22 protein-coding genes and 1 pseudogene are annotated in these 26,827 nt (G+C 43.6%); 16 read left to right on the forward strand and 7 right to left on the reverse strand.

Features of this window, described 5'->3' with window-relative positions; all coding sequences use genetic code 11:
- Positions 1-33 precede the first annotated feature (33 nt).
- On the forward strand, positions 34-1,116 hold the full coding sequence (locus ACGHAV_RS11780; RefSeq protein WP_390380760.1) for a DNA mismatch repair protein: 1,083 nt from the start codon (positions 34-36) through the stop codon (positions 1,114-1,116).
- Positions 1,117-1,186: 70 nt separating this feature from the next.
- Here ACGHAV_RS11780 and mutH read toward each other — a convergent pair whose 3' ends face one another.
- Positions 1,187-1,861: a DNA mismatch repair endonuclease MutH gene (gene mutH, locus ACGHAV_RS11785; protein WP_390380763.1), complete on the reverse strand. Its 675-nt coding sequence runs from the start codon at positions 1,859-1,861 to the stop codon at positions 1,187-1,189.
- A gap of 113 nt (positions 1,862-1,974) precedes the next feature.
- On the opposite strand from mutH, the gene rppH reads away from it, so the two are divergent.
- The 7 genes from rppH to ACGHAV_RS11820 all read left to right on the forward strand — a co-directional run bounded on the left by rppH (position 1,975) and on the right by ACGHAV_RS11820 (position 9,500).
- Positions 1,975-2,517: an RNA pyrophosphohydrolase gene (gene rppH / locus ACGHAV_RS11790; RefSeq protein WP_334015304.1), complete on the forward strand. Its 543-nt coding sequence runs from the start codon at positions 1,975-1,977 to the stop codon at positions 2,515-2,517.
- Between the two features lie 44 nt (positions 2,518-2,561).
- A complete protein-coding gene (gene ptsP / locus ACGHAV_RS11795) occupies positions 2,562-4,853 on the forward strand; it encodes a phosphoenolpyruvate--protein phosphotransferase (RefSeq protein ID WP_390381265.1) in 2,292 nt (763 codons plus the stop codon).
- Positions 4,854-4,933: 80 nt separating this feature from the next.
- Complete coding sequence (locus tag ACGHAV_RS11800) at positions 4,934-5,740, forward strand: sulfite exporter TauE/SafE family protein (RefSeq protein WP_390380767.1); 807 nt, start codon at positions 4,934-4,936, stop codon at positions 5,738-5,740.
- Between the two features lie 4 nt (positions 5,741-5,744).
- Positions 5,745-6,545: a prolipoprotein diacylglyceryl transferase gene (lgt, locus tag ACGHAV_RS11805; protein WP_334015306.1), complete on the forward strand. Its 801-nt coding sequence runs from the start codon at positions 5,745-5,747 to the stop codon at positions 6,543-6,545.
- Between the two features lie 18 nt (positions 6,546-6,563).
- A complete protein-coding gene (locus ACGHAV_RS11810) occupies positions 6,564-7,397 on the forward strand; it encodes a thymidylate synthase (RefSeq protein ID WP_334015307.1) in 834 nt (277 codons plus the stop codon).
- A gap of 10 nt (positions 7,398-7,407) precedes the next feature.
- Entirely contained in the window at positions 7,408-8,517 is a 1,110-nt protein-coding gene (locus ACGHAV_RS11815; protein WP_390380771.1) for a response regulator, read from the forward strand.
- Positions 8,518-8,534: 17 nt separating this feature from the next.
- A complete protein-coding gene (locus tag ACGHAV_RS11820; protein ID WP_390381268.1) occupies positions 8,535-9,500 on the forward strand; it encodes a diguanylate cyclase in 966 nt (321 codons plus the stop codon).
- Here ACGHAV_RS11820 and ACGHAV_RS11825 read toward each other — a convergent pair.
- The 6 genes from ACGHAV_RS11825 to rapA form a co-directional block, all read right to left on the reverse strand.
- Entirely contained in the window at positions 9,495-11,663 is a 2,169-nt protein-coding gene (locus ACGHAV_RS11825; protein ID WP_390380774.1) for a response regulator, read from the reverse strand. The genes ACGHAV_RS11820 and ACGHAV_RS11825 overlap by 6 nt on opposite strands.
- A 123-nt stretch (positions 11,664-11,786) precedes the next feature.
- The gene (locus ACGHAV_RS11830) at positions 11,787-13,091 is read right to left on the reverse strand and encodes an AmpG family muropeptide MFS transporter (RefSeq protein ID WP_390380777.1); all 1,305 of its coding nucleotides are present in this window, start codon (positions 13,089-13,091) and stop codon (positions 11,787-11,789) included.
- Positions 13,092-13,238: 147 nt separating this feature from the next.
- On the reverse strand, positions 13,239-13,562 hold the full coding sequence (locus ACGHAV_RS11835; protein WP_390380780.1) for a hypothetical protein: 324 nt from the start codon (positions 13,560-13,562) through the stop codon (positions 13,239-13,241).
- A 142-nt stretch (positions 13,563-13,704) separates the two neighbouring features.
- Entirely contained in the window at positions 13,705-14,643 is a 939-nt protein-coding gene (locus ACGHAV_RS11840) for a DUF3530 family protein (protein WP_390380783.1), read from the reverse strand.
- Between the two features lie 152 nt (positions 14,644-14,795).
- Positions 14,796-15,497, reverse strand: coding sequence for a bifunctional tRNA pseudouridine(32) synthase/23S rRNA pseudouridine(746) synthase RluA (gene rluA / locus ACGHAV_RS11845; protein WP_390380785.1), 702 nt, complete (start codon positions 15,495-15,497; stop codon positions 14,796-14,798).
- Positions 15,497-18,340, reverse strand: a complete 2,844-nt coding sequence (rapA, locus tag ACGHAV_RS11850; RefSeq protein ID WP_390380788.1) for an RNA polymerase-associated protein RapA — start codon at positions 18,338-18,340, stop codon at positions 15,497-15,499. The genes rluA and rapA overlap by 1 nt, the downstream gene beginning before the upstream one ends.
- 526 nt (positions 18,341-18,866) lie before the next feature.
- Here rapA and ACGHAV_RS11855 point away from each other — a divergent pair.
- The 8 genes and pseudogenes from ACGHAV_RS11855 to ACGHAV_RS11890 form a co-directional block, all read left to right on the forward strand.
- Positions 18,867-19,730: pseudogene (locus ACGHAV_RS11855) on the forward strand (PIN domain-containing protein); the annotation flags it as partial.
- A gap of 258 nt (positions 19,731-19,988) precedes the next feature.
- Positions 19,989-21,371: a PhoH family protein gene (locus ACGHAV_RS11860; RefSeq protein ID WP_390380791.1), complete on the forward strand. Its 1,383-nt coding sequence runs from the start codon at positions 19,989-19,991 to the stop codon at positions 21,369-21,371.
- A gap of 194 nt (positions 21,372-21,565) precedes the next feature.
- A complete protein-coding gene (locus tag ACGHAV_RS11865) occupies positions 21,566-21,928 on the forward strand; it encodes a hypothetical protein (protein ID WP_390380794.1) in 363 nt (120 codons plus the stop codon).
- A 422-nt stretch (positions 21,929-22,350) separates the two neighbouring features.
- Positions 22,351-22,638: a hypothetical protein gene (locus ACGHAV_RS11870; RefSeq protein WP_390380796.1), complete on the forward strand. Its 288-nt coding sequence runs from the start codon at positions 22,351-22,353 to the stop codon at positions 22,636-22,638.
- Between the two features lie 31 nt (positions 22,639-22,669).
- Complete coding sequence (locus ACGHAV_RS11875) at positions 22,670-23,050, forward strand: hypothetical protein (RefSeq protein WP_390380799.1); 381 nt, start codon at positions 22,670-22,672, stop codon at positions 23,048-23,050.
- 107 nt (positions 23,051-23,157) lie between these two features.
- Positions 23,158-23,655 (forward strand): DUF411 domain-containing protein, encoded by a 498-nt coding sequence (locus tag ACGHAV_RS11880; RefSeq protein ID WP_390380802.1) that lies wholly within the window; start codon positions 23,158-23,160, stop codon positions 23,653-23,655.
- Positions 23,655-25,067, forward strand: a complete 1,413-nt coding sequence (locus ACGHAV_RS11885) for a TolC family protein (protein WP_390380805.1) — start codon at positions 23,655-23,657, stop codon at positions 25,065-25,067. The genes ACGHAV_RS11880 and ACGHAV_RS11885 overlap by 1 nt, the downstream gene beginning before the upstream one ends.
- Entirely contained in the window at positions 25,067-26,824 is a 1,758-nt protein-coding gene (locus tag ACGHAV_RS11890) for an efflux RND transporter periplasmic adaptor subunit (RefSeq protein WP_390380808.1), read from the forward strand. The genes ACGHAV_RS11885 and ACGHAV_RS11890 overlap by 1 nt, the downstream gene beginning before the upstream one ends.
- Positions 26,825-26,827 lie beyond the last annotated feature (3 nt).

Below are 26,827 nucleotides of genomic sequence, written 5' to 3' on the forward strand. Positions count from 1 at the left end.
GGTGTTACCGCAACCCATGGATGGAGAAAGTAAATGACGTCACCAGTTTATGGCTATTTGTTATTTACACTAGCGGCGCTTTTCGTCATTGGTTTTGTGCGCTTGTTTATTCAAAAAGTCAATTTACATAGCCTACGCTGGTTATTTGGCGCATTTGCATGTTGGCCGCTTTACATGACAGACGAATGGCTGCGGCTTACTAATGCCACGCAATGGGCGCCAATTTACGGTTTATCTGAGGTATTTGCGGTAGTGGCGATTACCTGTTGCTATCGCGCCATAAAGCCAATGCTTATTGCAACGCCCTCTGCACGAAAGCGTTTGTGGTGGCCAGTAGCAGTGACTGCCCTGTTGCAGCTTTCTATTCTTTTTATACCATCTCAAGATAAGCAAGCATGGTTTGCCGCCTCACCAGTGGGCGAACCGCTATACCTGTGGCCTGCTTATCTACCGTCTTTGCTAACCAGTTTCAGTGTATTGCTTATTGGCATTCTTATTACCGAGCATATTCAGCATTATCATCGTTACTTACCGCTACAGGCAGTGGATACGAAACCATTAAAAGTGCCACGTTTAGCGGCGGTGATGGGGAGTGTAGTTGGCATTGCGTTTGTTAGCATCTTACTGGTTACCGCAGTGATGTTTGGCTTTTTAAAAGTGCCGTTTTGGGAGAGCTTTCATCATTTAATGTTGGGGGCTTCACTGGTACTGGTGTTATTTAGCCTAACGTTTGTAAGAAGCACGTTGCCGTCGCCTATCGATTACACACAACTAGACCATGGTAAAGCATCGCCCTATGAAATTAGCAGTATGATGTCGAAAGCAGAGCGTTATGCGGTCACCTCAAACGCATTTAAAAAGCCATTTCTTACCTTGCAATCATTTTGCGAGGGCGCACATCTTGAGCCTACGCTGTTTGCTATTGCACTTCAGGTAAATGAGAGGAAAACATTCCAGCGTTTTATTTTTCACTACCGCCTTGAGTACGTTAAAAACGAGCTACTGCCAGCAGACACTTCTTTGGCATCACGCGCTAATGCAATGGGGATTGAATCGGAAAAGTTCTTAAGCGACTACTTAGGCAAATATTTCAGTAAAAAACGACCTAGCGCTTAAAAAACAAATCCTAGGCAAAGCAATACACAGCGCGTTAAAAGCACACTAAAAACTGCGCTCGCCAAACGCTTTAGCTAAACGCATTAATTAAGATGTGATGGGTAAATGTTTTTCTTAAATAGAACCCGCGGGGTCTGGTTTTAATTCGCTGGCCTTCTGGGCCCAGCGCATCAGTCAGTACCTTTCCATTTGCGGCTTTGGGGCGAATATGCAGTGCTTCGCCTTGCCTTGATGTTATCGACTCTACGTTGCCGGTGATGATTTGCTCGGTTAATTCTTCCCAGTCATTACGCAGTATCTCATCTTCATTTGGCGACGGACGCCAGAAAAAGCCAGTTGCTACATGTCGGTGAGCTAGGGGAATTTCTCGGTCGCCCTCAATAGGTAGCCATAATACTTGTTGAAGTTTGTTGCGCACATTACTGGTTTCCCAGGTGATACCCGGCTGCATAAGCAGCGGTGCAAAGCACACATAAGTGGTTTCAAGCGGTGCAAACTGTGCATCAATCGGTATGGTCTTAAGTTCTATACCGAGTTCAGGAAAATCTTGCTGCGGCTTTGAACCTGCACTCGCCCCCAGCCACTTTTCAATTAGCATACCCGGCCACCCTTTATGACGCTGTAAGTTGGCGGGAATGGCCACATTTGCCATATCAGCAAGCTCGCCTAGCGTTAATCCTGCAATGGCGTGGCAGCGTGATAATAAAGCTTCAGGTGAACAAGGAGGAGACTGCGGTGGCTGCATAAGCGTGGCTTTTTTCCTAGCTGACAATTAACAGTGAACAATAAAACTATGATTGGAGCATAGTTTGTGGAAGAATGAAAACATATAACAGTATAGTGTGCCCGGGAGTCTATGTGATAGATGCCGATGGATTCCGTGCGAATGTGGGCATAGTGATTTGCAACAAAATGGGTCAAGTATTTTGGGCAAGGCGTTATGGTCAACATTCATGGCAGTTCCCTCAAGGCGGAATTGATGAAGGGGAATCTGCCGAACAAGCTATGTACCGCGAGCTTAATGAAGAAGTGGGATTGACACCGAAAGATGTCACCATTTTAGGTGTAACTCGAAACTGGCTTAGATACAAACTACCGAAGCGACTTATTCGCCAAGGAAGTAACCCTGTCTGTATAGGGCAAAAACAAAAATGGTTCTTGTTGCAACTCGATTGTAACGAGAGGGATGTTAATGTGCTTAAAACAAGTCATCCGGAGTTTGATGACTGGCGATGGGTAAGCTATTGGTACCCTATACGAAATGTTGTGTCTTTCAAACGAGATGTATACCGCAGAGTAATGAAAGAGTTCTCGCCGGTTGTCATGGCGGCACAGCATCGAGCCCAGCAACGCCCCAACGCAGCACCACATAAACGTGGTAAAAAGCGTAGGCGGGGGTAATCACAAAGGAATAGCTGTTGAGCGCGCAAAGTAACCCCGGCACCATGCTGGCAACACTGAAACGAATAGTGCAGGAAATGAATCGCATTCCTGCGCTAGACACGGCGTTATTCCGCCTTGCCTCGCGCGTTAAGCAAACCCTAAATGTCGACTCTTGCTCTATCTACCTTGCCGACTATGAAGCTCAGCATTTCATTTTAAAAGCCACCGATGGTCTACACCCTGATGCGGTTGAGCATGTACGCATTGGTTTTTCTGAAGGCTTAATTGGTCTTGTAGGGCAGCGTGAAGAGCCGCTCAACATTGTAAATGCTCACCAACATCCTCGTTTTAAGCATTACCCCGAAGTTAAAGAAGATAACTACAACGCGTTTTTAGGTACGCCAATAATAAATCAGCGTCGTGTGTTGGGCGTAATTACCCTTCAGCAGTCGCAAATGCGCAGATTTAGTGAAGACGAAGAAGCCTTTCTTGTTACGCTTGCTGCGCAGCTAGCCCTTGAAATTACGAATGCAGATATTCGCGGAGCGCTAACTTTATCGTCGTCAAACGACACAGTAGCGCAACAAAAAAACGTACGCGGTATAGCGGGTTCTCCGGGGCTTGCTATTGGTAAAGGGGTCTCTCCCGATAAGTCAATAAACTTAAAGAACTGGGTAGTAAGACGCACTCAGTCGCCACTTGATCAAATTCAGCTATATCGCAAAGGGGTAGAAGTTACCCGCGAGCACGTAAATGACTTATCTCAACGCTTAGATGACGGCTTGCCAGAAGACGTTAAGTCTATCTTCCAGCTTTATCACCACTTACTTGATGCAAATAGCTTAGGGCGTGAAGTAGAAGAAAAAATACGGGAAGGATGGGACGCAGCGTCGTCGCTTAAAATGGTAGTAGAAAACTATGCAGCGCGCTTCCAAGCCATGGAAGACCCTTACATGCAGGAGCGCGCCATTGATATTGTAGATCTTTCAGACCGCATACTTGCCAATATATTGCATGAAGCTAACGGCCATAAAGTGGCTGAGAAAGTGGTGGTTGACGACAGTATACTCGTAGCCAACGAAGTATCTGCGCCCATGCTCGCAGAGTTTCCTCGTGACAAACTGAAAGGCATTATTTCAGTGCGAGGTTCTAACAACTCTCATGCCGCTATTCTAGCGCGAGCGATGGGGGTACCTGCTGTGATGGGCTGCCAGAGTGTGTCGCCCGCACTGCTCGAAGACAAAGAAATACTGTTAGACGGCTACTCAGGTGAAGTCATTATTTCGCCTGAGCGAAACATAAAAGCTGAATTTACTCAGCTTATTGAAGAAGAATCGGCCATCGCAGAGATGATTGACGCTGAGGCGGATAAACCTTGCGAAAGCGTAGATGGCTGTAGAATGTCTTTGTACATTAACGCCGGTTTATCAGCAGAAATAGAGCTAAATGCCGAGCAAATGGGCGCCGGTATTGGACTTTATCGTACAGAAATACCGTTTATGCTGCGCGAACGCTTCCCGTCGGAACAAGAACAGGTAATGTTGTATCGGAGAGTACTAGAAGCAGCTCCTGAACTGCCTATTACTATGCGCACCCTAGACGTGGGTGGCGATAAGCCGCTGCCGTACTTTCCGATAAACGAAGAAAACCCTTTCCTTGGTTGGCGAGGCATTCGCCTAACACTCGACCACCCAGAAATCTTTTTGGTACAAATTCGAGCTATGCTGCGTGCCAGTGTGGGCTTGAGCAACTTGCAAATTATGTTGCCCATGATTTCCACTGTGTCAGAAGTGCAAGAAGCTAAAAGGCTAATTAACCAAGCGTTTTTTGAAATTTCAGATGAGATTGCTAGTACAGAACAGTCTCTGAAAAAACCTAAGCTTGGTATTATGTTAGAGGTTCCGTCTGTACTTTATCAGCTTCCTCAACTTGCCAAACATGTCGATTTCTTTTCGGTAGGAAGCAACGATTTAACCCAATACTTGTTAGCCGTAGACCGCAATAATTCCAGAGTAGCAGGGCTTTATAATAGCTACCATCCCGCTGTGCTTGGGGCGCTGTATGATGTTGTTCAAAAAGCAAATCAGAACCAAGTGCCCGTAACAATATGCGGTGAAATAGCGGGTGAACCGGCAGGCGCGCTGTTACTGATGGGAATGGGTTACCGACGTTTAAGCATGAACGGTTTCAACGTTCGAAAAATTAACTGGTTGATTAGAAAAGTAACCCTAGATGAGTGTAAACAACTACTTGCACTAGCACTCACCGCGGCCAGTCAAGAAGAGGTGTTTGTTCATTTGAACGAATACTTAGAAACAAAAGGGCTTGGCGGTCTAATTAGAGCTGGGGCCTAATAAAGTCATAGTAAAATGGGCATATGCGATAGTGCGCTGTGTGTGATAATCTTGTGGCCGATTATAGGAAGGAATATTAAATGGACCCCTTGGTTATCGTTGTTGTGTGTTGCCTTTTTTTAGGCTCAGTAGTGGGGATCCTTGCGGGAATGTTGGGTATAGGTGGCGGGCTAATTATTGTGCCGGCGCTGTCTTATCTGCTTGTACACTTCCTAGGCATGACGACGGAAACCGTGATGCCGGTGGCCATAGCCACTTCGCTGTCTACCATTATATTTACAGGAATGTCGTCTGCCTTTGCGCATTATCGCCTTGGCAATATTCAGCCCAACATTGTGTTATACACCTCAATTGGCATTGCGGTGGGCGCTGTGCTGGGTGCGCAAGTTGCCAGCCATATCTCGGGTGAGTTGCTTAAAAATGTATTCGCGGTGCTGGTTATACTTATCGCGGCGCAAATGATTTTTGGAAAGCAGAAAGCGTCACAAACCGATGCGTCGAAACCTGCCTTAATTGGGGTTGGTAGTGGCACTGGAATTATCAGCGCCTTAATGGGCATCGGTGGCGGTGCGCTGTTGGTGCCGGCTCTGGTGTGGTTTAAAGTTAATATTCGGGCAGCCATTGGTTGTGCGGCATTTAGTGGGTTAGTGATCGCGCTCTTTGGCACGGCGAGCTTTGTTGTGGCGGGCTGGAACGCATCTGATGTACCGCCATATAGTGTTGGATACGTGTTTTTACCAGCTACTGCGGGTATCGTAACTACGTCGGTATTTACAGCGAATGCTGGTGCTAAATTAGGCCAAAAAGCCAATGTGAAAGTGTTGAAAGCCATGTTAGCGTGTTTGCTAATACTGGTAAGTATTAGAATGATTGTAGGAATTGAATAATAGAATGGAACAGAGCAGTTTTCTGGTTTTCCCTAGTATCGACCCAGTAATTTTCAGCGTAGGGCCACTTAGCGTTCGTTGGTACGGGCTTATGTATTTGGTGGGCTTTATTGCCGCTTATCTACTGGCTCAAAAGCGTTTGGCTAATACCAGTTGGAGCAAAGAACAACTAAGCGACTTACTGTTTTGGAGTTTCGTAGGGGTTATTCTTGGTGGACGCATAGGCTATGTACTGTTTTATCAGTTTGGTATGTTCCTCGACAACCCGCTTTATCTCTTTAAAATATGGGCCGGCGGAATGTCGTTCCATGGTGGCCTGCTAGGTGTGTTAGCTGCGCTGTTTTGGCAGGCGAAACGCATGAACACCACATTCTTACAATTAGGCGACTTTGTCGCACCGCTTGTACCAATAGGATTGGGTGCGGGAAGAATAGGTAACTTCTTAAACGCTGAACTGTGGGGTAGAAGCACTGACGTGCCGTGGGCCGTTATATTTCCAAACGCTGGAAATGTGCCGCGCCATCCGTCTCAGCTTTATGAGTTTGCGCTGGAAGGCGTGTTGTTGTTCATTATATTGTGGCTGTTCTCTGCGAAGAAACGTCCTGTGGGTGCCGTAAGTGGTTTGTTTTTATTAGGTTATGGCAGCTTCCGCTTTATTGTGGAGTTTTTCAGAGAGCCAGACGCACATATTGGCTTATACCAAATGGGACTAAGCCAAGGGCAACTTCTTTGTTTACCTATGATCGCTTTAGGAATAGGATTGATCGTCCGCGCTTACATGCGTGGAAAAAACCGTGTTGAATAAGAAATTATAAGAAGAAAGATGAAAGAATATCTCGCTCTAATGCGCCATGTACGTGATACGGGCGTGAAAAAGGAAGATCGAACTGGTACAGGCACGCTAAGCGTGTTCGGGTATCAAATGCGTTTTAATCTCCAGGAAGGATTCCCTTTGGTGACAACGAAAAAGTGTCACCTTAAGTCGATAATTCACGAACTACTTTGGTTTCTAAAGGGTGAAACTAATATCGCTTATTTGAAAGAAAATGGCGTTAGCATTTGGGATGAGTGGGCTACCGACGAAGGCGAGTTAGGCCCAGTTTATGGTAGTCAGTGGAGAAGCTGGGATAGAGGCGACGGCACGTCAGTCGACCAAATTGCCGATGTAGTTGAACAAATCAAAACTAATCCAGACTCTAGACGTTTAATTGTTAGTGGTTGGAATCCCGCCGTTCTACCAGATACCAACTATTCACCAAAAGAAAATGCGGCAATGGGTAAGCAAGCATTACCTCCTTGTCACACACTTTTCCAGTTTTATGTGCTTGATGGCAAGCTTAGCTGTCAGCTTTATCAACGAAGCGGCGATATTTTCTTAGGCGTACCGTTTAACATTGCCAGCTATGCACTGCTTACCATGATGATGGCGCAGGTGTGCGACCTAGAGCCAGGCGACTTCATTCATACGCTAGGTGATGCGCATCTTTACTCAAACCACTTAGAACAAGTGGAGTTGCAGTTAAGCAGAGAACCATTCGAGCGCCCAACAATGGCGATAAACCCGAATGTGAAAGATATTTTTGGTTTCAAATTCGAAGACTTTGAACTGCAAAACTATCAGTCTCACCCACACATAAAAGCGCCTGTCGCAATATAAGGAAATACAAATGAGTACTCCTATATTAATTTGCGACGATTCAGGGTTCGCAAGACGCCAAATGGCGCGCAGTTTACCCGATGAGTGGGACGTTGATATCACCTTTGCTGAAAATGGCGAACAGGCAGTTGAGTATATTCGTCAGGGCAAAGGCGACGTTGTATTTCTAGATTTGAATATGCCGATAATGGACGGCTACCAAACCATGGATGTTATTCGCCAAGAAGACTTGCCCTGTTTGGTTGTTGTGGTATCGGGTGATGTTCAGCCTCAAGCCCGTGAGCGAATGATAAATCTCGGTGCGCTTGATTTTATTCGCAAGCCAATTGATAACGAAAAGCTTACCAGCATACTAACCGCTTATGGCATTTATAGCGGCAGTTCACACAGCACCGGTTCTAACCTTCGCAAAGTAAAGGCACAGAATGAAGCGAAAGCTATCGCGCACAATACAAACAGTAGTAATAAAGCCCCTGTGCCATTAAGTTCGGTTCGCAAAAACGCGCCTGAAATAAGTTTAGAAGACAAACTGGACGCGTGCCGTGAAATGGTAAACGTTGCTATGGGGCGAGCGGGTGAAAACTTAGCGCAGTTGCTGGGTGAGTTTATTGATTTACCTATTCCCAATGTAAACCTTATTGAAAGTAACGAACTGTCGATGGCGGTGGCCGAGATAAATCGCAATGACAGCGTGTCAGCAGTCTCAAAAGGGTTTGTGAGCGAAGGTATTAGCGGAGAGGCTTTGGTTATTTTCAACGATACAAACTCACAGAATATTGTTGAGCTGTTGAAATACCCGAAAAGTCACTCGTCTGATGGTCTTGCCCTAGAAGCCTTAATGGATGTATCTAATATTTTGATTGGCGCCTGCCTTAACGGTTTGTCTGAACAGTTACAGGTAGCGTTTAGTCATACGCATCCAGTATTACTCGGTCAGCACAAAGGCTTATCCACACTGCTAAGCGACAACGTTCAGCGATGGGGCAAGCTAATGGCTATTGAAATTGGATACGCAATAAAAGCGCGAAATATCGCTTTTGATTTGCTACTTCTATTCCCGGGTGACGCTATGACACAAGTTTATGCGCGCTTACTCGATGACCATAGGGATGCGGTATGAACACATCTATGCATTCAATGTTAAATTCTACACCGTCGCAACATTCAGCGGTGCCAACAGAGCTGCTTAACTCAATTGAAGTAGGTATTGTCATTTTAGACAAAGACTTCCGTATTCAGGTGTTCAACAAGTTTATGGAAAACCACAGTGGCGACCGCGCTGAGGACGTTACGGGAAAAGTGTTGTTTTCGCATTTTACCGACATTGAAGAACAGTGGTTGCGTACTAAAGTAGATCCTGTTTTCAATCTAAAAAGCCCTGTGTTTATTATTTGGGAGCAGCGTCCCTACTTATTTAAGTTTGGCTGTAACCGCCCGGTAACGTGTGCTGCAAAGCATATGTACCAAAACGTGACTATGTTTCCGTTAGTTGGCCAAGACGGCAACGTCGATAAGTTCTGCATGCTGGTATACGATGTAACCGAGCAGGCGCTTGGTAAACTGGGTATGGAGCACCTTAACGAGGAGCTAAAAATAGCCAGCCGAGTTGATGGTTTAACCGGGCTCTATAATAGACGCTATTGGCAAGAGCGCTTCGAAGATGTGTTTAAGCTGTGTAAGCGTAGAGACAAGCCAAGCACCGCAATGATGCTTGATATCGACCACTTTAAGCGTATTAACGACACGTACGGTCACCAAGCGGGTGATAAAGTGATTAAGATGTTAGCGCAGCTTATTCAGCGTTGCGTGCGTGAAACCGATCTTGCCGGTCGTTATGGTGGCGAAGAGTTCTCAATAATCTTAACAGACTCAAAAGTTGAGAGCGCGGCAGTAGTGGCAGAACGCATCAGACAATTAGCGCAGCGCTTAGAAGTTGAACACGAAGGTCAAACCATTCAATTTACTATAAGTATTGGCTTGGCACAGTTTGAGCGTGATTTCAAAGGGTCTATGGCATGGTTAGAACTTGCCGATCAAGCGCTGTACGAAGCAAAAGAAAACGGCCGTAATCAGTACCGCGTGTTCGAGGCTATTACGCTATAGCGTTAATTTTAGCGTGTTCTTTAATTCCTGATACGTCACTGGCTTGACAAGATGGTATCGCATACCTGCAGCCAGTGACGCCACTTTATCACTGCGATGCGCATTAGCCGTTAGTGCGACAATGGGCAATGTTGGCGAGCGCTCACGAATTACTTTAGCCACTTCTAACCCGCTTATATCCGGTAAGTTAATATCAAGCAGCACGCAATCAAACTGATTGTTGCCCACGTGTTGAATTGCGTCTTCACCGGTATAACACGTGGTGACAATGTGTCCCATGGTCTCAAGCATGTATTCTACCATTTCAGCATTAATGGGTTCGTCTTCAACCAAGAGGATGTTCGCAGTGCGTTCGCTTTCAATAATTTTCTGTTTGTGCTCGGCAATAGTACGAATGGCATCGACAAAGCGCTGTTTATCAATTGGTTTCACAAAGCTTTGGTAGGTGGGTAACTTACTTTTAGCCACGATGTTGGCAATATCAGGCGTGGCCGATAGCACAATAACAGGCGGAATACGCTCACCATAAATAGCGTGAAGTGTTCTTACTAACTCTAAGCCAGACATTCCCGGCATATACAAATCTGCGATTATCGCAGTAAACTGTAATACATCATCGTGCAGGTTAATTAACTCTGCACCAGAACAGAATGTGCGTGCGCTATACCCTTCGTTAGTAATAATAGATTGCAGGTGGAGTCGGGAAATCTCAAGATCATCAACAATAGCGAAACGAGCATTAGTCGCTGTCTCTTTAGCACTTGGTAAGCTTTCGAGGGGCTTAACTGGAATATAAATTTTAAACTCAGAGCCAACGCCAACTGTACTGCTTACCTCTATTGCTCCATTAAGTTTATCTAGATTACGTTTGGCCACAGACAGACCAATACCTGCACCAGGGAATCGTTGAGAGCCAGTATGCGCGCCACGATAGAAACGGTTATACATTTTCTCACGCGTCTTATCGTCTATGCCTATGCCGGTGTCGCTTATAGTGACCGCTAAAAAAACCTTTTGGTTTTTTACTTCGGTCGTCATGGCAATATCAATAAGTCCGCTATTAGTAAATTTAACGGCATTGTCCATGACGTTCACGATAACTTTGGCAATGGCTGTGGGGTCTGATTCAATGAAATGGGGCACGCTGTGGCTGCAATGCATATTGAAATCGACTTTCTTATCTTTTATTTGTACCGAAAAAGGAGAAATACACTCGTCGAGTAAACTTATCAGATCGACCTCAGTCATTTCTAAGTCTTTACTCGAATGTTTCGTCAACACTTCGGTAAGGTTATTGGTTAAATTAAGCAACCGATAGCTAGACTGTTCAGCTTGTCGAATAAGCCTTTCACGCTGGTCTTCCAAATTAGGAATTAATTCAAGTGCGCTAATAATGGCGCTTATAGGCGCTCTAAACTCTTGACTGATAAGTTGTAAAAACTCTTTTTCTCGCAGCTCTTTTTCTTGATCGATAAGCGCTAAACGCAGATGAGAACGATGTAATGACGATGCGTTTTTGTGTGGAATAAAGTCTTTGAAGAGCCAGCTTATACCAACCAATATTGCCGCTATCGTTAGTGCTACGAGCACAAGCACAATCATTTCCTGCCGTAGCATGGCAATTTCATCAATTAGAATACGCTCTTCGGTTTGCATAGCGTTAACTAAAGGTAGCAGCGTGAAATTTGTTCCCAGCAGTATTTTGCTATCATCAACTGAGACGTTAAGTATGGTGTGCAGAAGGTGAACAGAGTCTTGTGCGATATGATAAGCCGAATCTTTACTTAACTGCCTTTGCTTCTGGCGAAACTCGTCTACCGGCAATACCTTTGGTACAAAATCGTTATCAATATCATTTACTACATATTGTTTTAGACTAGTGTAAGTTTTCCGCATATCTTCACGTAATGCGGTAACTTCATTGGGCTGCTCTAATGTATAGTAGCGATTAATGCGATGCTCCAAAGCAATTATGGTAGCTTCAAGCGCACTTTTTTCAGTAAGCGCTGTGCTTACTTTCTGCTGCTGGTATAAAGACGTAAGAAGTATCACTGCCGCGCCAAAAAAAACAATTGCCGCAAGCACCGTCATTTTAGAAAAAGTTGCCTTCTTTAAAAGTGGTGAAAGCGCATTGTCTGCGCGATCTTGTACGTGCTGACTCAAAAGTGTTCCCTTGTCGCTAACACCTCAAGCGAGGCTTATTACGCTGAAGGCTTATGGTTAATGAATACTGTATATTCTTTAACTTTAGAACAAACGTGATTGCTTTCAAGAAAATAGTTAAGATTATGAATATTCGACTTTTTTTATATTCTCTCGAATACTATAAAGAAACCCTAAACTTGGGATAACCATAAGTGCAGTAAGGATAAAAAACAGGCTCCAGTTTCCATCCATGGAGTCAACAAAAAAGCCACTGCTGCTAGCAACCAAAGTGCGTCCAGCTACACTTAGCGAGGCCATTAACGCATATTGTGTTGCACTAAATGCTCGGCTGCACAACAACGAAATAAACGCCACCATGGCCACCGTGCTCCATGCACCAGTAAAGCCATCAACAATAACGGTAATAGCAAGTAACGAGGTAGAAGGCCCTGTTTGCGCAATGACTGCAAACAGTAAGTTAGACGCTGCCATTGCGATACCCGCCACCATTAGGCCGCGATATATGCCAAAGCGAATATTTACAATTCCCCCAAGCAACGAGAAAACAATGGTTACCCACCAGTTAAGTAACTTGGAATAGGTCGCAATATCTGTGTTCGAAAAGCCAACCTCTTTATAAAACACAATGCTCATGCGGCCTAGAAACGCTTCGCCAATTTTGAATAGAAAAATGAAAAGTAAAAAAGAGGCTGCAAGCTTCACCCCGTTGCGGTTGAAAAATTCAGCGAAGGGAGTAACAACCGTACTGTAAAGCCAACTTTTCAATGAGTTATCGCTAGACGAGGCACCATGAATTTCTTGAAGCAGTGCCTTTCGGTCGATTTGCGGTTCTGAACTTAGGCATGTTGCTAGCATCAATACGCCCATAATGGCAGCTAACAGCAGGTATATCGAGGGCCATGACCATGCTGTCATGTCAGCTAAGAAGAAGGGCAGTGCACCTAATCCACCATACCCAGTCCACCAACCTGCTGTTGCCACTGATGAAGCGGCAGACATTCCGTCTTTGTCGTTAGCATCAATGGTATCAATTCTATAACCATCAATGGCAATATCTTGAGTGGCTGATGCAATGGCGATAATAAGACCAACGAGGGCTATGAAGAACAAATTGTCTTGTGTTGTGAACTGAGACATTGCTATACAGAGTGCCACAACAATGGCTTGCATAGACAAGATCCAGCCTCGCCGTTGACCTAAAAACGGGGGCCTCAATTTGTCGATTAATGGAGACCATAAAAAGTTGAATGAGTAAGCGGAAAAAATAACACCAAACAGGCCAATGGCCGAACGTGAAAGGCCATCGTCTTTAAGCCATGCAGAAAGCACGGAGCCGATCATTATCCACGGAAACCCGCTTGAAATACCGAAGAAGAAAATACTTATAAAGCGCTTATCTTTATAGGTGTTTAATGCACTGAGCAAAAGCGTTTCCCTTTACGCGAGGTCGAAACACACATTGAGCCATGCTAGACCTAATTTGGCAATGGTTAATCTGCAATAGGTGATGTAGAAAGTTGATTTGCGATGAACACTATTTTGATTAGAGAAGCGCTGTCAAAAGGCGTTTTACTAAGGTCTAACGCCAACACAGTCCAACGGGCAATGACCAGTGCCTTCAAGATATTTTACGCAGTTTTTTAATTCATCGAGTAGATATTTATCCTGCATCAGCTTCTCTTCATTCCAATAATGTACTTGGTGGAGAAGATGCCAGAATACGCGCTCTTGTTGTGTGTATGGCTGCGTTAACGTGAAACTAATTTGGCCCCACTCTTCCATTGTGTCCCAAAAGAAAAGTTCTAACTCTTCAATAGGAAGTTCGCCTTGCCAAAATGCTTCCAAATAAAAACACAGTTGCTTCGCTTTGGTATTTACAAACTCTTGAACGTTCACGAGACACCCAACCAGTATTGCGATCTATTAGAAGTATAGTTCATTGCTGCTCTCCTGCTTACAGCTCCTTGCTGCTTTTCGCATGGTTCCCTGTAGGTGCCTGTTTTTGTATTAAATTTAGCGTAAAACGGAAGGGCAGATTTTACCAGCCCAAATAGCGAGTCCAGCCGATAGTGCTATTTGCAACTGATTGAATATGTGGGTTTTTTTGATTTTTATTTATACTAAAGGTTAATAAATTTCTTGGAATTTTAACCTGTCTATAATGTAGTTTTAGTTCGTTTTTTGAGCGCTTCTTTCTCTCTGGAGCAGTGTTAAGCTCCCACTCGCTTAAACCTTCAATAGAAATATCAAGAATGGGGTAGCTGCTTTTAGCTATGTTTTTGATTATACGAGAGTTTATTAATGTTTCAGGCCAGAAAGGTGAAACAGCAATGAAGCTATCTGGCTGAAGATCAGGTTGTATTTGTATTGCTGAAAGATAACTGGCCGCCGACATACCTTGTGCAATGTACAGTCGATAACCTGGTCGTGACTGTAGGTGGTTATTTAATGCATTTAAGTGAATAGCGAGGTTGGTTGTTGCTTGTTGAAAATCGAGGTTATTAAAAAGTAAACTGCTTCTTGGATGCAGACCTTCCGTAGCCATATTACTCTCATTCATATCATCACTAGCCATTCTGTTTTTGTCTATGCTGGCTGCTGCAGTGTCGTTGCTGTTTGTGTTGCTAGATGAGCTATTGGTGCCAATTGAGGTAATAGCCATTTTTTCAATTGGCAAACTCAACGGGCTTATCAATACATTCCAGCCTTTTTCTGCCAATGCGCTACCGAGCGACTGCCCTTGTGCAAGCGTAAGACTGGAAGGATATGAACTTGTTAAGATTACAGCTACACCAAGAGGCAAAGGCGTATGTGCTTCAATTTCTATAATAGGCGCGGTGCCATCGCCTACTATAATTTCATTGACATCAGTTGGAATGTAGGCTTGGCTTACGTCATCAAAGAAATTACTGTGAACTGAAGCTGAAAATAGCAGGGTGCTTAATGTTAAAAGCAAAACAATGTATTGCTTGAACATGAATAAACACCTTCTTTGATATTAAAATTAAGACCTACTTAAAGTATCGGCGCTTTTGGCAAAAACTGAAATGGTTTTCATCCACAGTTAAATACTATTTGGCAAGCAAGATTGGTATTGAGCCTTTGTCTACAAAGGCCCGCGCGACTAATTTACAAAGGCTCAGGGCTGAACTCACTAAATGGAATAGCGCTTCGAAAGTGCTGCCAATCGTCGGTTTGCGGGTGTTTTAAACTTAAGCTTTCGGCGTGAAGCTGAAGGCGTGGTGCCATATCAAGTGCATCTGAATGGGCGTAAAGGCGGTCGCCAAGTATGGGGTGGCCAAGCTCAAGCATATGAACCCGAAGCTGATGTGAGCGCCCAGTTATAGGGTGAAGTGCAACTAGCGTAAATGGACGCTGCTTCGAATCCACCTCGCGAGACACCACCTGAAACTGAGTAATTGCACGCTTGCCTCGCTCAAAGTCTACCATTTGTTTTGGACGATTTGGCCAATCACAAATAAGAGGAAGGTTTATCTCCCCTTGATCATCGGCAATATGACCATACACGCGAGCAAAATAACGCTTTTTTGTCTGCCGCAACTCAAACTGTTTTGATATGTTGCGATGGCTGTCTTTGTTAAGCGCCAGCACCATTAACCCTGACGTAGCCATATCAAGACGATGCACAACAGTGGCCGTAGGGTAAACAACGTTCACTCGGGTGATCAGCGCATCTTTATGCTCTGCCGCTTTGCCCGGTACGCTGAGTAAACCGCTGGGCTTTTGTGCAACAACAATGTCGTTATCTTGATAAACAAAATCAAGATAAGGCGACATAGGCGGGTTGTAAACAAAATCAGGGTTTGGCATTACGGGTTATTCACCACAATGCGCAGTGCATCTAGCTGCACGTCAGCGCTTTGAATAACCGTGTCTAGCGCGTTCATCTGCGTTTCTATATATTCAATTTCAGAATCGCGTACCGCAGGGTTGCGTTTTTGTAGGTCGCGTAAACGCTGAATTTCTTCGTTTAGTGTACTGCGCATTGTTGTTAACGCGTCGTGTTGCTTTTGATTAGCTTGCTGGTGTGCCAGCTTTCTGGTTTTCTCAATAGCCAGCTCAAGTGGCTGTTGAAGCGCCTTCAAAAGCTGAGAAGAGATTTTACGTCCTACCTTACGCTTAACATCAAAACTTAATTCGCTGGCATTACCTTGTGCGTCTAAACACACGCGAATGGGTGTTTGCGGTAAAAAGCGACCAAGCTGAAGTGCCTTGGGTGCTTGTGCATGAAGCACAAACAAAGCCTCTAGCCAATAAGCGCCTTTAGGTAATGATGGTTCTGCAATAAAGCCAATGCTGCTTTTGCCGTGTACGTCGGTAAGTACAACATCAATAGCAGTGTGAACTAGCGGGTGGTCCCAGCTTAAAAACTGAACGTTCTCAAGTGTGGTTGCCACACGACGTTTATAGGTAACCGTCATGCCTTCTGGGTCTAAGCCAGGTAGCTGGCTTACCATTGATTCGGTAGGCATAAGAATAAAGCAGTCGTTGCCCTTTTCATCTTGCTGCACGCCAATAGCATCGAAAACGCGACCCATAAATCGCGACAAGTCTTGTTCGCTATCAAGCGTAATAATGTCTTCTAGTAGCTGTTCTACGCGTCCTTCACCCGATGCGTTTAGTTCTAGTAAACGGTCCCGACCTGCTTCTAGTTGCGCAATAAGCTGGCTGTTTAACGTAACGCTCATGTTTACTAGCTCGTCCCGCGCACCCATATCGTCCGGGTGTAGACAAGCGCCAATCAAAAGAGGCTTAACATCGTCGAAAACCCCCGAACCCGTAGGGCAGGTTTTCTCAAAGGCATTTAGGCCTTCGTGATACCATTCAAGTAATACGTGTTGTGCTGTTTTTGCTAAATAAGGCACGTGAATTTGAACGGTTTGCGTTTGACCAATACGGTCTAAGCGGCCGATACGTTGTTCAAGTAAATCAGGCGTAATTGGTAAGTCGAACAACACTAAGTGGTGAGCGAATTGGAAGTTACGCCCCTCACTGCCTATTTCACTGCACAGCAGTATTTGTGCACCTTCTTCTTCATCAGCAAAATAATGAGCAGCTTTGTCTCGCTCAACAATGCTCATTCCTTCATGGAACACGCTATGGCGAATACCGGTTTGTGTGCGAATAACTTCACCTAGCTCTTGCGCAGTTCGTGCACTTGCGCAAATTAGCAAGATTTTCTGTGGCTTAACGTCCTGCATAAAATCAAGTAACCAAGCTACTCGAGGGTCGTGCTTAGTCCAGCTGTTAACAACGCTTACCATGCGCTCTGGGTAAAGCGAATAGGTTAGATCGCCGCCTGTAATTGCATCGGCGTAAACGTCGGGTAGCGCCAATTCATATGCACTGAGTTTACGTTCTGGAAAACCTTCAATATTGGCGCGGCGGTTCCTGAACAACATGCGACCTGTACCGTGACAGTCAATAAGCTGATGTAACAGTGCGTGGCGGGCATCAGGTTGCGTTAAATCGCCAGCGTGTTCCATTACATCAGGCGCAAATTCAGCCAGTTTAGTGCGCTGTTTGTCGTTTGGTTCGGCATCTGAAAGTAACGGTGCTACGGCATCAGCAAGCTGGCTGTATTTCGATTCTTCGTTTAAAAACGCATCGTAGCTGTGGAAACGTGCAGGATCTAACAGTCGCAAGCGTGCGAAGTGACTCTCGTGACCTAGCTGGTCTGGCGTTGCCGTTAGCAATAGTACGCCAGGCGTGTTGTTGGCTAGCGCCTCTACGCAGTTATATTCAGCCGAGGGTGCTTCTTGTGACCAAGCAAGGTGGTGCGCTTCATCAACTACCATTAAATCCCAGCTAGCTGCCTGAATTTGTTGTTGGCGCTTTTCACTTTGGCTTAAGAAGTCGATGCTGCATAGCACAAGCTGGTCGCTTTCAAACGGGTTAACGCTGCCATCTTCCGATGTTTCGCTTTCTTCAATTGCCGCACAGCGACTTTCATCATATATCGCAAAAGGTAGGTTTACGCGACGAAGCATTTCAACCAGCCATTGGTGAACTAGTGAGTCTGGTACCAAAATAAGTACGCGTTCAGCGCGGCCCGTTTTAAGCTGCTGATGAATAATTAATGCGGCTTCAATAGTTTTACCAAGCCCCACTTCATCGGCGAGCAATACGCGAGGAGCGTGACGGCCACCCACTTCAGACGCAATGTGAAGCTGGTGTGGGATAAGTGATATACGCGCACCCGCAAGGCCAATAGTGCTTGAGCGAAGGTAGTCGTATTGATAATCGAGGGCGCGCTCGCGTAAATCAAACCATTTTGGATGATCAAGCTGCTGGCTAAACAAACGTTTTTCTGGTTGGTTTAAGCGAATATGGTGGTCCAACATGGTTTCAGGCAATCGAACTTGTGCTTTGGTATCTTCACGCAAGCCGTGATAGATATATACGCCTTGGCTTTCCTCTTTTTCAGCCACGGTCATTTCCCAACCATCTTGGCTTTTTACCGTGTCGCCAATTTCAAAAATAAGTCGCGTTAAAGGCGCTTCCTGTTTGGTGTAAATGCGCGCTTCACCTGTGGCTGGATACAGCACTTCAACCGAACGAAAATCGACCCCAATAACGGCGCCTAACCCCAATTCTGTTTCGGTATTACTTAACCAACGCTGACCTACTGAAAATTGACTATCTGAACTCATATAACACTACCTTTTTTGCGGGGGCGGTATTGTACGCATTGCGTTGTGATAAGTCATTAATACTAGACTATTGGTTGTTGTTTTGAATATTTGGATGAGGAGTTAGTGTGGTGGAGCATGGAGGCGATGACACGCATAAACACATCCGTGTGGCTCCCAAACGACATCCATGTCGTTTGAAGGTCATCGCTCCATGTTTCGCTGTACATAGTCAGTATTGTGCAACTACTGTTATATCGCAGTGCCTATTTAAGTTTACAAATTAGGTAATGAAGTTGGATAAAAATAAAAGCAGAAAAACAGTGCTAAAAGTGAAATTCTGCATTAAGGTAAAATTAAGGGTTCGATAACTTAACAAACGAACCTTCGAGGCAGAAGGTGTAGTACTGCTTCTCAGTCGACGCGAGTAGGGAGGATGTCCTGTTTCGAGCGGCATCACCCAGCAAGCGCAACTGCAGCTTGCTAGTTCACACACGTAGATATGTGTTTATTGCGACTAGCTTGGCTTTATTTACTGGAGTGAAGGATGCCAAGAAAAAATTCTACCGATACCAAGATTTACGTCCTAGATACCAATATACTGCTTCACGAACCCCACGCTTTTCTCTCATTTAAAGAACACGATGTTGTTATTCCAATGACCGTATTGGAAGAACTCGACTATATAAAGGACAGTAAAAAAGACGTTGCCAGAGACGCTCGTGTGTCTATTCGGTCGATGGAAGACCTGCTGCACGACGCCACGCCAGACGATATGTTAGCTGGTGTTTCTATGAAAGGGTTAGGCGCAGGGCAAACCGCGCCGACGGGCAGCTTGTCAATCTTTGCCGACCTCAATATGGTTGAGGCACAGCAGGTGTTTACTAGTAACGAAAACGATAACCGCATTATCAACGTGGCACTGCATCTGCAAAAAACCTTTGCGCCGCAAAAGGTGGTACTGGTAACCAAAGACCTAAACATGCGGCTTAAAGCTAAAGGGGCTGGGCTTGCACATGTTGAAGATTATCGCACTGACCAGCTGATCACCGATATCAAATATCTGTCTCGTGGTTTCCATACGTTTGAAGGAAACTTTTGGGATAAGGTGAAAAGTGTAGATAGCCGAACAGAAGGGCGAGACACCATTCATACCGTGCCCAAATCTATGCTGCCTGAAGCCTATATTAATGAATTCCTGTTAGATGAAACCAATCAATTTGCTGGGTTAATAGAGGATATATCTGAGGATACATTAGAAGTGCTCGACTTAGGGTACGAGCGCTTAATGAGCCGTCATGCATGGGGTATTACACCAAAAAATATAGGCCAAGCAATGGCGCTTCATGCACTGCTCGACCCGCACATTGATATGGTAATTCTTACTGGCCCGGCGGGGAGCGGTAAAACAGGTATTACTGCAAGCTTTTTTTCACTATTTGTGCAGACCTATCTACAGACCTTATTTTTACTGAAGAAACTGAGTATTAATAACAAGCTTAGATCTAATTTCTCTGACATGTCATTAAGCGTGACTTAAAGAATAGAACCATTAATCAATAAATATAAATAACGGATTTAACCTGCAAGAAGGCACAAACAAAAATAATAAAGCTAAGGTAAATCTAAAATGCTAATTAATGAAAATCGTTCTCAAAGGAGAACTAAAATGAATAATCCAAGTGAAAATAGAAATCCAAGAGTATTAGATACATCGGCACTAGTTCATGATCCAAAGTCATTGCTCGCTTACAGTGAAGATGTATACATCTGTCTAACAGTTTTAGAAGAATTAGATAACTTAAAAGAGAGAACTAATAAATCGGTAAGTGCTGATGCTCGTGTATGTATCCGTATGCTTGAAGACATTATAAACGGGCACAGTGCAGAAGAAATGGAAGCAGGTATTCCACTGCCTTCTACTGAAACAGCTAAAAGAGGCAAGTTGTTTATCGGGATTGACACCCAATTGGACATGGCAAAAGAGTTAAAGCACACGATTGGTAGCGATGCTGACAACAGAATAATTAACTATGCACTACATCTTCAGAAAGAGTTAGATAAAGACGTTACCATCGTTAGCCGTGACATCAATATGCGACTGAAAGCACGTACAGTTGGTGTTATGGCTGAAGATGTATCCGTTGATAATCAAATCGCAGATATAGATTTGTTATATACAGGAGTACAGGCTTTTGAAGGTGATCTTTTTGATCGAATTGAATCAGATAAAGATTTCAAAGTCTCAGGAGAGGTTTATACATTCCCAATAAGCTTGTTCAACGATGAAGTTCAGCCAAACATGTATTGGTACGATGAAGCTGGACACATTGGGCGGATTTCAGAAGTAACAAATACTGAAGTTTTCACGAAGTTATTGCCGCGTAAGCAAGAAAAAGTATGGGGGATTTTACCTAAAAACCAGCGTCAAGCGGTAGCTTTAAGCCAATTAACAGACCCTTACTATGACTTAAATATCATCCTTGGCCCTGCTGGCTCCGGAAAAACTTTTTTAGCAGTTGCTTCGGCGCTGCATCAAGTATTGGAGTTGAAAAAGTACAAAAAAATCGTTGTGGTTCGCTCAAGAGACTTTATGGATGATGACCCCGGATTCCTTCCGGGGGATTTAACAGAAAAATCGATGCCTTTGCTCGCAGGCATTACAGACGCACTTATCTCGATGCACTCGGATGATAGTCACGAAGGAAATATCCACGCTACAGTTGAACACGTGATCGAAAAAGCCAATATAGAATTTACTAGTATGGCTTACTTTCGGGGCCGTTCAATAGACGATGCTGTGTTAATCATTGATGAAGCTCAAAACATGACTAGAGCGCAAATCAAGGGTATGTTAAGTCGTGGAGGTAAAAATTGCCGGACTATTGTATTGGGTAACCTAGCCCAGATTGACGATAAGTTTGTAACACCTGCTTCGTCTGGTGCAAGTGCGGCTGTTAATGTATATAGAAATTATGAGAAAGGATCAGTTCTGATTTTTGATGAGGTAGAACGTAGTAGTTTGGCTGAGTTCACTGAAAAGAATATGTAGACATTAAACTACAATTCACATTTCCTTATAATATTGCGACAATAGCCACTGCTTTTTGCAGTGGCTTTTCAGAGAAGCCAGTTTCCACACATGCGGACGAAATGGATTTACTCTGGGTTTAAAAGATTAATCATACATTGAAGATGTAATGACTTGGGTGCTGTGGACCTTAGTTGTTATGTTTTGGTGTGCGTATGTCTTTTGAATCAGAAACGCTTATAAGCAATGTAAAGCGTCAAGCAAAGAGGTTGTCAAAAAAATTATCACTTCCCCTTGGACAGGCCCAAGAAGGGGTATCTATTTGTCTTTACGGCTGTGACAGTTACAGCGATTTACTAGTAAAAATAAAAGCTGAATCCTTTGGCAACCCATTGATAGCACTGTCTGCTCTCTCACCAAACTCGGAAATATTTTTAGTAAAAATATTAGCTAGCCACCTAGATAGCATCATTGGAAATTTTGAAAAAAAATTTCCCAGCTCCAATATAAATGAAGAAATGGTCGTATCCCTATTTGGGCTTAGCTTTTCAGAGTTCAAACTCAAAATATCTACCTAAAGTTGTACAAATACGTAAGTTGTTATTTTGTTTTTTGGCGATATTATAAGATAAAGGCTGAACGGACAGCTTACGCCTACACATGTTTTTCGCCTTGGAAAACGTGAGCAGTGAAGCGGAGCATCCGTGAAAATTTGGTGATTCAAACATTCAAGTAAACAATGTGTTCGTAGGCCATTGTTTGTTTGCAAACATTGTTTGGAGAACTAAATGATCTCACTACCTCAACTAAAGAATAAGCTTAATAACCAAGCCAAGAATTTTGCATTATTGTTAGAGTTTCCTGACCTGTATGCAGAGCGTTTATGGTCAATAGGTGTTTATAACTGTTCTGACTTTTCACAAACTCACATCCGCCTTAAGAAATATTTGACGATAATAATCTAGACTCAATTCTAAAGCATGATTCCCTGAAATACTTATTGATCAACGAATATGATGATCAAGAAATTATTGAATCGCTTCATAAAGAAATTGAGTCAATGGCAAACCGCATTGAAAGCCTGATGCTGGTAGATATCGAAACATTAGAGTTAGTTTCAGTGATATATCAAGTGTTAGGCTTGCCTGAAGATGCCAAGTTCATCGTAAATACAGGCGCAGATTTCCGTTTGGAGTGGCGTCCTTATACCGTTGAAAAATTTGATGATAATCAAATATTCATAAATGTTTACACAGCATCAATTTACTTAGTCGAAGATTTGCATTAGTATTGGAGATGTGTACTTGTAAGAGAAATTTATGTCTAAAGCATTTTCAAAAGTCTTAGTAATAACGCTTATGTTGGTTGCCTTTGTAGGGCAAGCATTTGCGTATTCTGCTATGTCTTGCGAAATGTCATCAGGTTCTCATGAGTCACACATGAACATGGATCATTCCAAAATGAGTCATCATGAAGGAATGAATCATGGTGATATGAATAATAGCAGTAATGGTCAGTCAGAAGACTGTTGCGATGTTGAATGTGTTTGTCCTGCAAATGCTTGCTCATCTACGACAGTCCTAAATTCCAGTGTTGACTCGACAGATATTCACATATTGAGTGAATCTGTAGCTGCTATGCAATCTAAACAACCCCATTCAATTTCCACTTCCCTTTATCGTCCACCAATTTTTGCCTAATACAGGATTAGTGCGTCCAAATTTCGCGCACATGTAATTAATTTCTCTGTTATTAGATTTAGCGTTGTAGCGCTATAGATATTTTCCAGCGATGTCTGGGGGCAAAAATGATCAATAAGTATTTAAAAATAGCAGTTGTAATGCTGCTTTCACCTGCGTTTGCAAACGCTAATGAACATAAACATGCACACAATAACGACGTAACACCTTTGGAGTTAATCGTTTACAAAACCCCTACTTGTGGGTGTTGTAAAAAATGGATAACTCATATTGAAGACGAGGGGATCGTTGCGCATTCCAAAGATTTCCGAAACATCGGCAATATCAAAACTAAGTATGGTATCAAGCCTAATTACCGTTCCTGCCACACGGCAGTGAGTAGAAACGGATTTGCCTTTGAAGGTCACGTACCTGCTAAATTTATTCAGCAGTTTTTATCAGAAGAACATCCCAATGCGATTGGGCTTTCAGTTCCAGCAATGCCAGTTGGCTCTCCCGGTATGGAAGTCGGTGACCGCTTTATGCCATACAACGTGTTAATTCTATTTAAAGATGGAACGAGCAAAGTCTATGCAAAAGTTAAGAGCTACGAGGAGCAATTCTAATGAAATTGAACGCTGCAAACATTGCTTCACTTTCAACTGCGTTAATGCTCAGCTTGTCAGTATTCTCTGCTCAAGCTGAAAAAGTAGTGTCGCTTGAACAAGCCATCACCTTAGCCCAGCAAAATGATCCTTGGCTTCATGGTAGTCGATTGAAACAAAGTGCGGTTGAGAATAGAAGTATCGCTTCAGGTACTTTGCCTGATCCGAAAGTATCACTAGGGATAATGAATTTACCAACAGATACTTGGGATTTAGATCAGGAAGGAATGACTCAGCTAAAGGTTGGTGTCTCTCAAATGTTTCCGAGAGGAGATAGCCTAGAGATCAAACAAGACCAGTTAAAAATTGAGTCCACGAAATTTCCATTGCTACGTGAGGATCGTAAAGCGAAGTTGAAAAGCCAAGTGTCACAGCTTTGGTTAGAAGCGTACTTAGCCCAACAAACCATTAAATTGATTGAAGCAGATTGGGCGCTTTTTGAGCAGATGGCGGAAGTGGCTAAAGCTAGCTACTCAAACGTTGTTGGTAAAACCAGACAGCAAGATGTTATTCGTGCTCAATTGGAAATCGTACAGTTAGATGACAGATTAACTTCGCAAAAGCAGAAACTCGAAACGACAATCGCTCGCCTTAATGAGTGGCTTCATATTTACGATGCTGACCGATTGAATGAATCATTCAACTTTGATGCGCAACCACTAGAGTTTAGCGTCTCAAAAGAATTGCCTTTGATTCGATTGATTAATCCAACAGTCCTAAAAGCATCTAATTACTCAAGAAATCTATTGGCTCAGGCACTTGCTAATCATCCAGCCATACTTGCAATTGATGTAAAACGCAAAGCTTCAGAAAAAGGAGTTGAGTTAGCTAAACAGCAATATGAGCCGCAATGGGGTGTTAATGCGAGCTATGCCTATCGTGACAATATGCCTTCTGGTGATAGCCGAGCTGATTTATTTTCTGTTGGGGTAACGTTTGATTTACCGTTGTTTACCGAGAACAGACAAGATAAGCAAGTTGCCGCTTCTATTGCAGATTCAGAGGCTGTTAAAACCGAGAAACTATTGCTGACAAAGCAAATGATCAGTGCGGTGGAAAAGGAGCTTAGACAGCTTAAACGTTTATCTGATAGACAATCTATCTATCAAGAACAACTCCTTAAACAAACTCATGACCAAGCGGAAGCGTCTTTGACGGCATACACCAACGATGATGGTGATTTTGCCGAAGTTGTTCGAGCAAGAATCGCAGAATTAAATGCCAGAATATCAGCCTTAAGAATTGATGTTGATGCCCTTAAAACAGTTGCTCGCATCAACTATTTCTTTGCGCATACTCAATCTAAATCAAATGCTGAACATAAGCCAATGCACACTCAGCACTTATCCAATCAGCAATTTGGAGAAAAATAATGTCAACGAATACAAAAACAGTTATTGCCATCATCATTGGGGCAGCACTAGGTGCTGGAGCATTAAGTTTATATCAAGGTACAGGTTCAAGCAGCAATGGCAATGAAGCTACATCAGCAGAGAAAAAACCGCTGTATTGGGTTGCACCGATGGATTCTAATTACCGCCGGGACAAGCCCGGTAAGTCGCCTATGGGGATGGATTTAATCCCCGTGTATGAAGAAGAATCATCTAGTGACGACTTTGGCCCCGGAGCAGTAAAAATTGCGCCTCATGTTGTGAATAACCTTGGGGTTCGCACTGCACCTGTTGAACTGAAAAATATGCATACTGAAATATCAACGGTAGGTTACGTTCAATATGATGAAGATAAGCTAATTCACATCCACCCACGTGTTGATGGTTGGATTGAAAAACTCTATGTCAAAGCCGCAGGTAATCCTGTAGAGAAAGGGCAGCCTCTGTACACACTTTATTCTCCTCAGTTAGTTAACGCGCAGGAAGAGCTGTTAATAGCGTTAAAGCGCAATAATAGTTCCTTAATTTCGGCGGCGAAAGATCGCCTTAAAGCGTTACAGCTTTCATCAGACTTCATTCAAAAGCTAGAAAAGACACGAAAGGTTCAGCAAACCATCACCTTTTATTCACCACAAGCAGGTGTTGTTGATGGCTTGAAAGTTAGAGAAGGCTTCTACGTAAAACCGGGTAATACTCTTTTAAGCATTGGTCAGCTAGATCAAGTGTGGGTTGAAGCAGAAGTATTTGAACGTGATGCAGCCTTAATTAAAAAAGGACTTCCTGTATCAATGACACTTAACTATTTACCCGGAGAGGACTGGGCTGGTGTCGTTGATTATGTTTATCCAACATTGAATAGTAAAACACGCACACTCAGAGTGAGACTGAAGTTTGACAACCCAGACTATCAATTAAAACCAAACATGTTTGCACAAGTCTCTATTCACGCTAATCAAGCTGATAGCACCATACTCGTACCTAAAGAAGCCGTCATTCGCACAGGTAAACAAGACAGAGTAGTACTTGCGTTGGGGGATGGGCAATTTAAGTCTATCGAAGTGACTATTGGCCGGGTTGATATCGATAGTATCGAAATCTTAGACGGTCTTAATGAAGATGACGTTGTGGTGACATCAGCTCAATTCTTGATTGATTCTGAGTCAAGTAAAAGCTCTGATTTCAAACGCATGACCCATGATGAAGTGCCTAACTCTGTCTGGATGCAAGGTGATGTAAATAGCGTCATGGCTGGACATCGAATGGTTAATATAACACATGGCCCTGCCGAAGCTTGGGATTGGCCTGAGATGACTATGGATTTTAATGTGGCAGAGAAAGTCGATATCGATTCATTGAAGTCTGGTCAGTCGCTGCACTTTGAGGTGAGTAAAACCGAAGGTGGTGGCTATGAAATCACTGGTATTCATATCATGAGTGAGTCTGGTGATATGAGCGAAGAAGTACCTTCGGCATCAGTATCAGGTCTAATCAATGCGATTGATATTGATACCCGTATTCTAAATATTAGCCGAGGTCCGATAGAGAAATGGGATAGACCTGCTGCGACGATGGATTTTATCGTCGCGGACAATATAGAAATAGTTGATTTCAATGCTGGTGATAACGTCACTTTCACTTTTGAGGTGAGAGAGGATTTGGTTATCACAGAAATCTCCCTTGAATCAGATGATCAACACGAGCATGAACAAAAAAGTGCTGTTGACCATTCAAACCATTAAGTA

Source organism: Alteromonas sp. MTD1, from assembly GCF_042848195.1.
Lineage (GTDB): Bacteria > Pseudomonadota > Gammaproteobacteria > Enterobacterales > Alteromonadaceae > Alteromonas.

Excerpts from the sequence above, each read along its gene's own strand:
- rapA (WP_390380788.1), bottom strand. The coding sequence starts at position 18,340 with ATGAGTTCAGATAGTCAATTTTCAGTAGGTCAGCGTTGGTTAAGTAAT.
- ACGHAV_RS11810 (WP_334015307.1), top strand. The coding sequence starts at position 6,564 with ATGAAAGAATATCTCGCTCTAATGCGCCATGTACGTGATACGGGCGTG.
- ACGHAV_RS11815 (WP_390380771.1), top strand. The coding sequence starts at position 7,408 with ATGAGTACTCCTATATTAATTTGCGACGATTCAGGGTTCGCAAGACGC.
- ACGHAV_RS11820 (WP_390381268.1), top strand. The coding sequence starts at position 8,535 with ATGTTAAATTCTACACCGTCGCAACATTCAGCGGTGCCAACAGAGCTG.
- ACGHAV_RS11890 (WP_390380808.1), top strand. The coding sequence starts at position 25,067 with ATGTCAACGAATACAAAAACAGTTATTGCCATCATCATTGGGGCAGCA.
- ACGHAV_RS11780 (WP_390380760.1), top strand. The coding sequence starts at position 34 with ATGACGTCACCAGTTTATGGCTATTTGTTATTTACACTAGCGGCGCTT.
- rluA (WP_390380785.1), bottom strand. The coding sequence starts at position 15,497 with ATGCCAAACCCTGATTTTGTTTACAACCCGCCTATGTCGCCTTATCTT.
- ACGHAV_RS11880 (WP_390380802.1), top strand. The coding sequence starts at position 23,158 with ATGATCAATAAGTATTTAAAAATAGCAGTTGTAATGCTGCTTTCACCT.
- mutH (WP_390380763.1), bottom strand. The coding sequence starts at position 1,861 with ATGCAGCCACCGCAGTCTCCTCCTTGTTCACCTGAAGCTTTATTATCA.
- ACGHAV_RS11840 (WP_390380783.1), bottom strand. The coding sequence starts at position 14,643 with ATGTTCAAGCAATACATTGTTTTGCTTTTAACATTAAGCACCCTGCTA.
- ACGHAV_RS11800 (WP_390380767.1), top strand. The coding sequence starts at position 4,934 with ATGGACCCCTTGGTTATCGTTGTTGTGTGTTGCCTTTTTTTAGGCTCA.
- ptsP (WP_390381265.1), top strand. The coding sequence starts at position 2,562 with ATGCTGGCAACACTGAAACGAATAGTGCAGGAAATGAATCGCATTCCT.
- ACGHAV_RS11860 (WP_390380791.1), top strand. The coding sequence starts at position 19,989 with ATGAATAATCCAAGTGAAAATAGAAATCCAAGAGTATTAGATACATCG.
- ACGHAV_RS11865 (WP_390380794.1), top strand. The coding sequence starts at position 21,566 with ATGTCTTTTGAATCAGAAACGCTTATAAGCAATGTAAAGCGTCAAGCA.
- ACGHAV_RS11885 (WP_390380805.1), top strand. The coding sequence starts at position 23,655 with ATGAAATTGAACGCTGCAAACATTGCTTCACTTTCAACTGCGTTAATG.
- ACGHAV_RS11875 (WP_390380799.1), top strand. The coding sequence starts at position 22,670 with ATGTCTAAAGCATTTTCAAAAGTCTTAGTAATAACGCTTATGTTGGTT.
- lgt (WP_334015306.1), top strand. The coding sequence starts at position 5,745 with ATGGAACAGAGCAGTTTTCTGGTTTTCCCTAGTATCGACCCAGTAATT.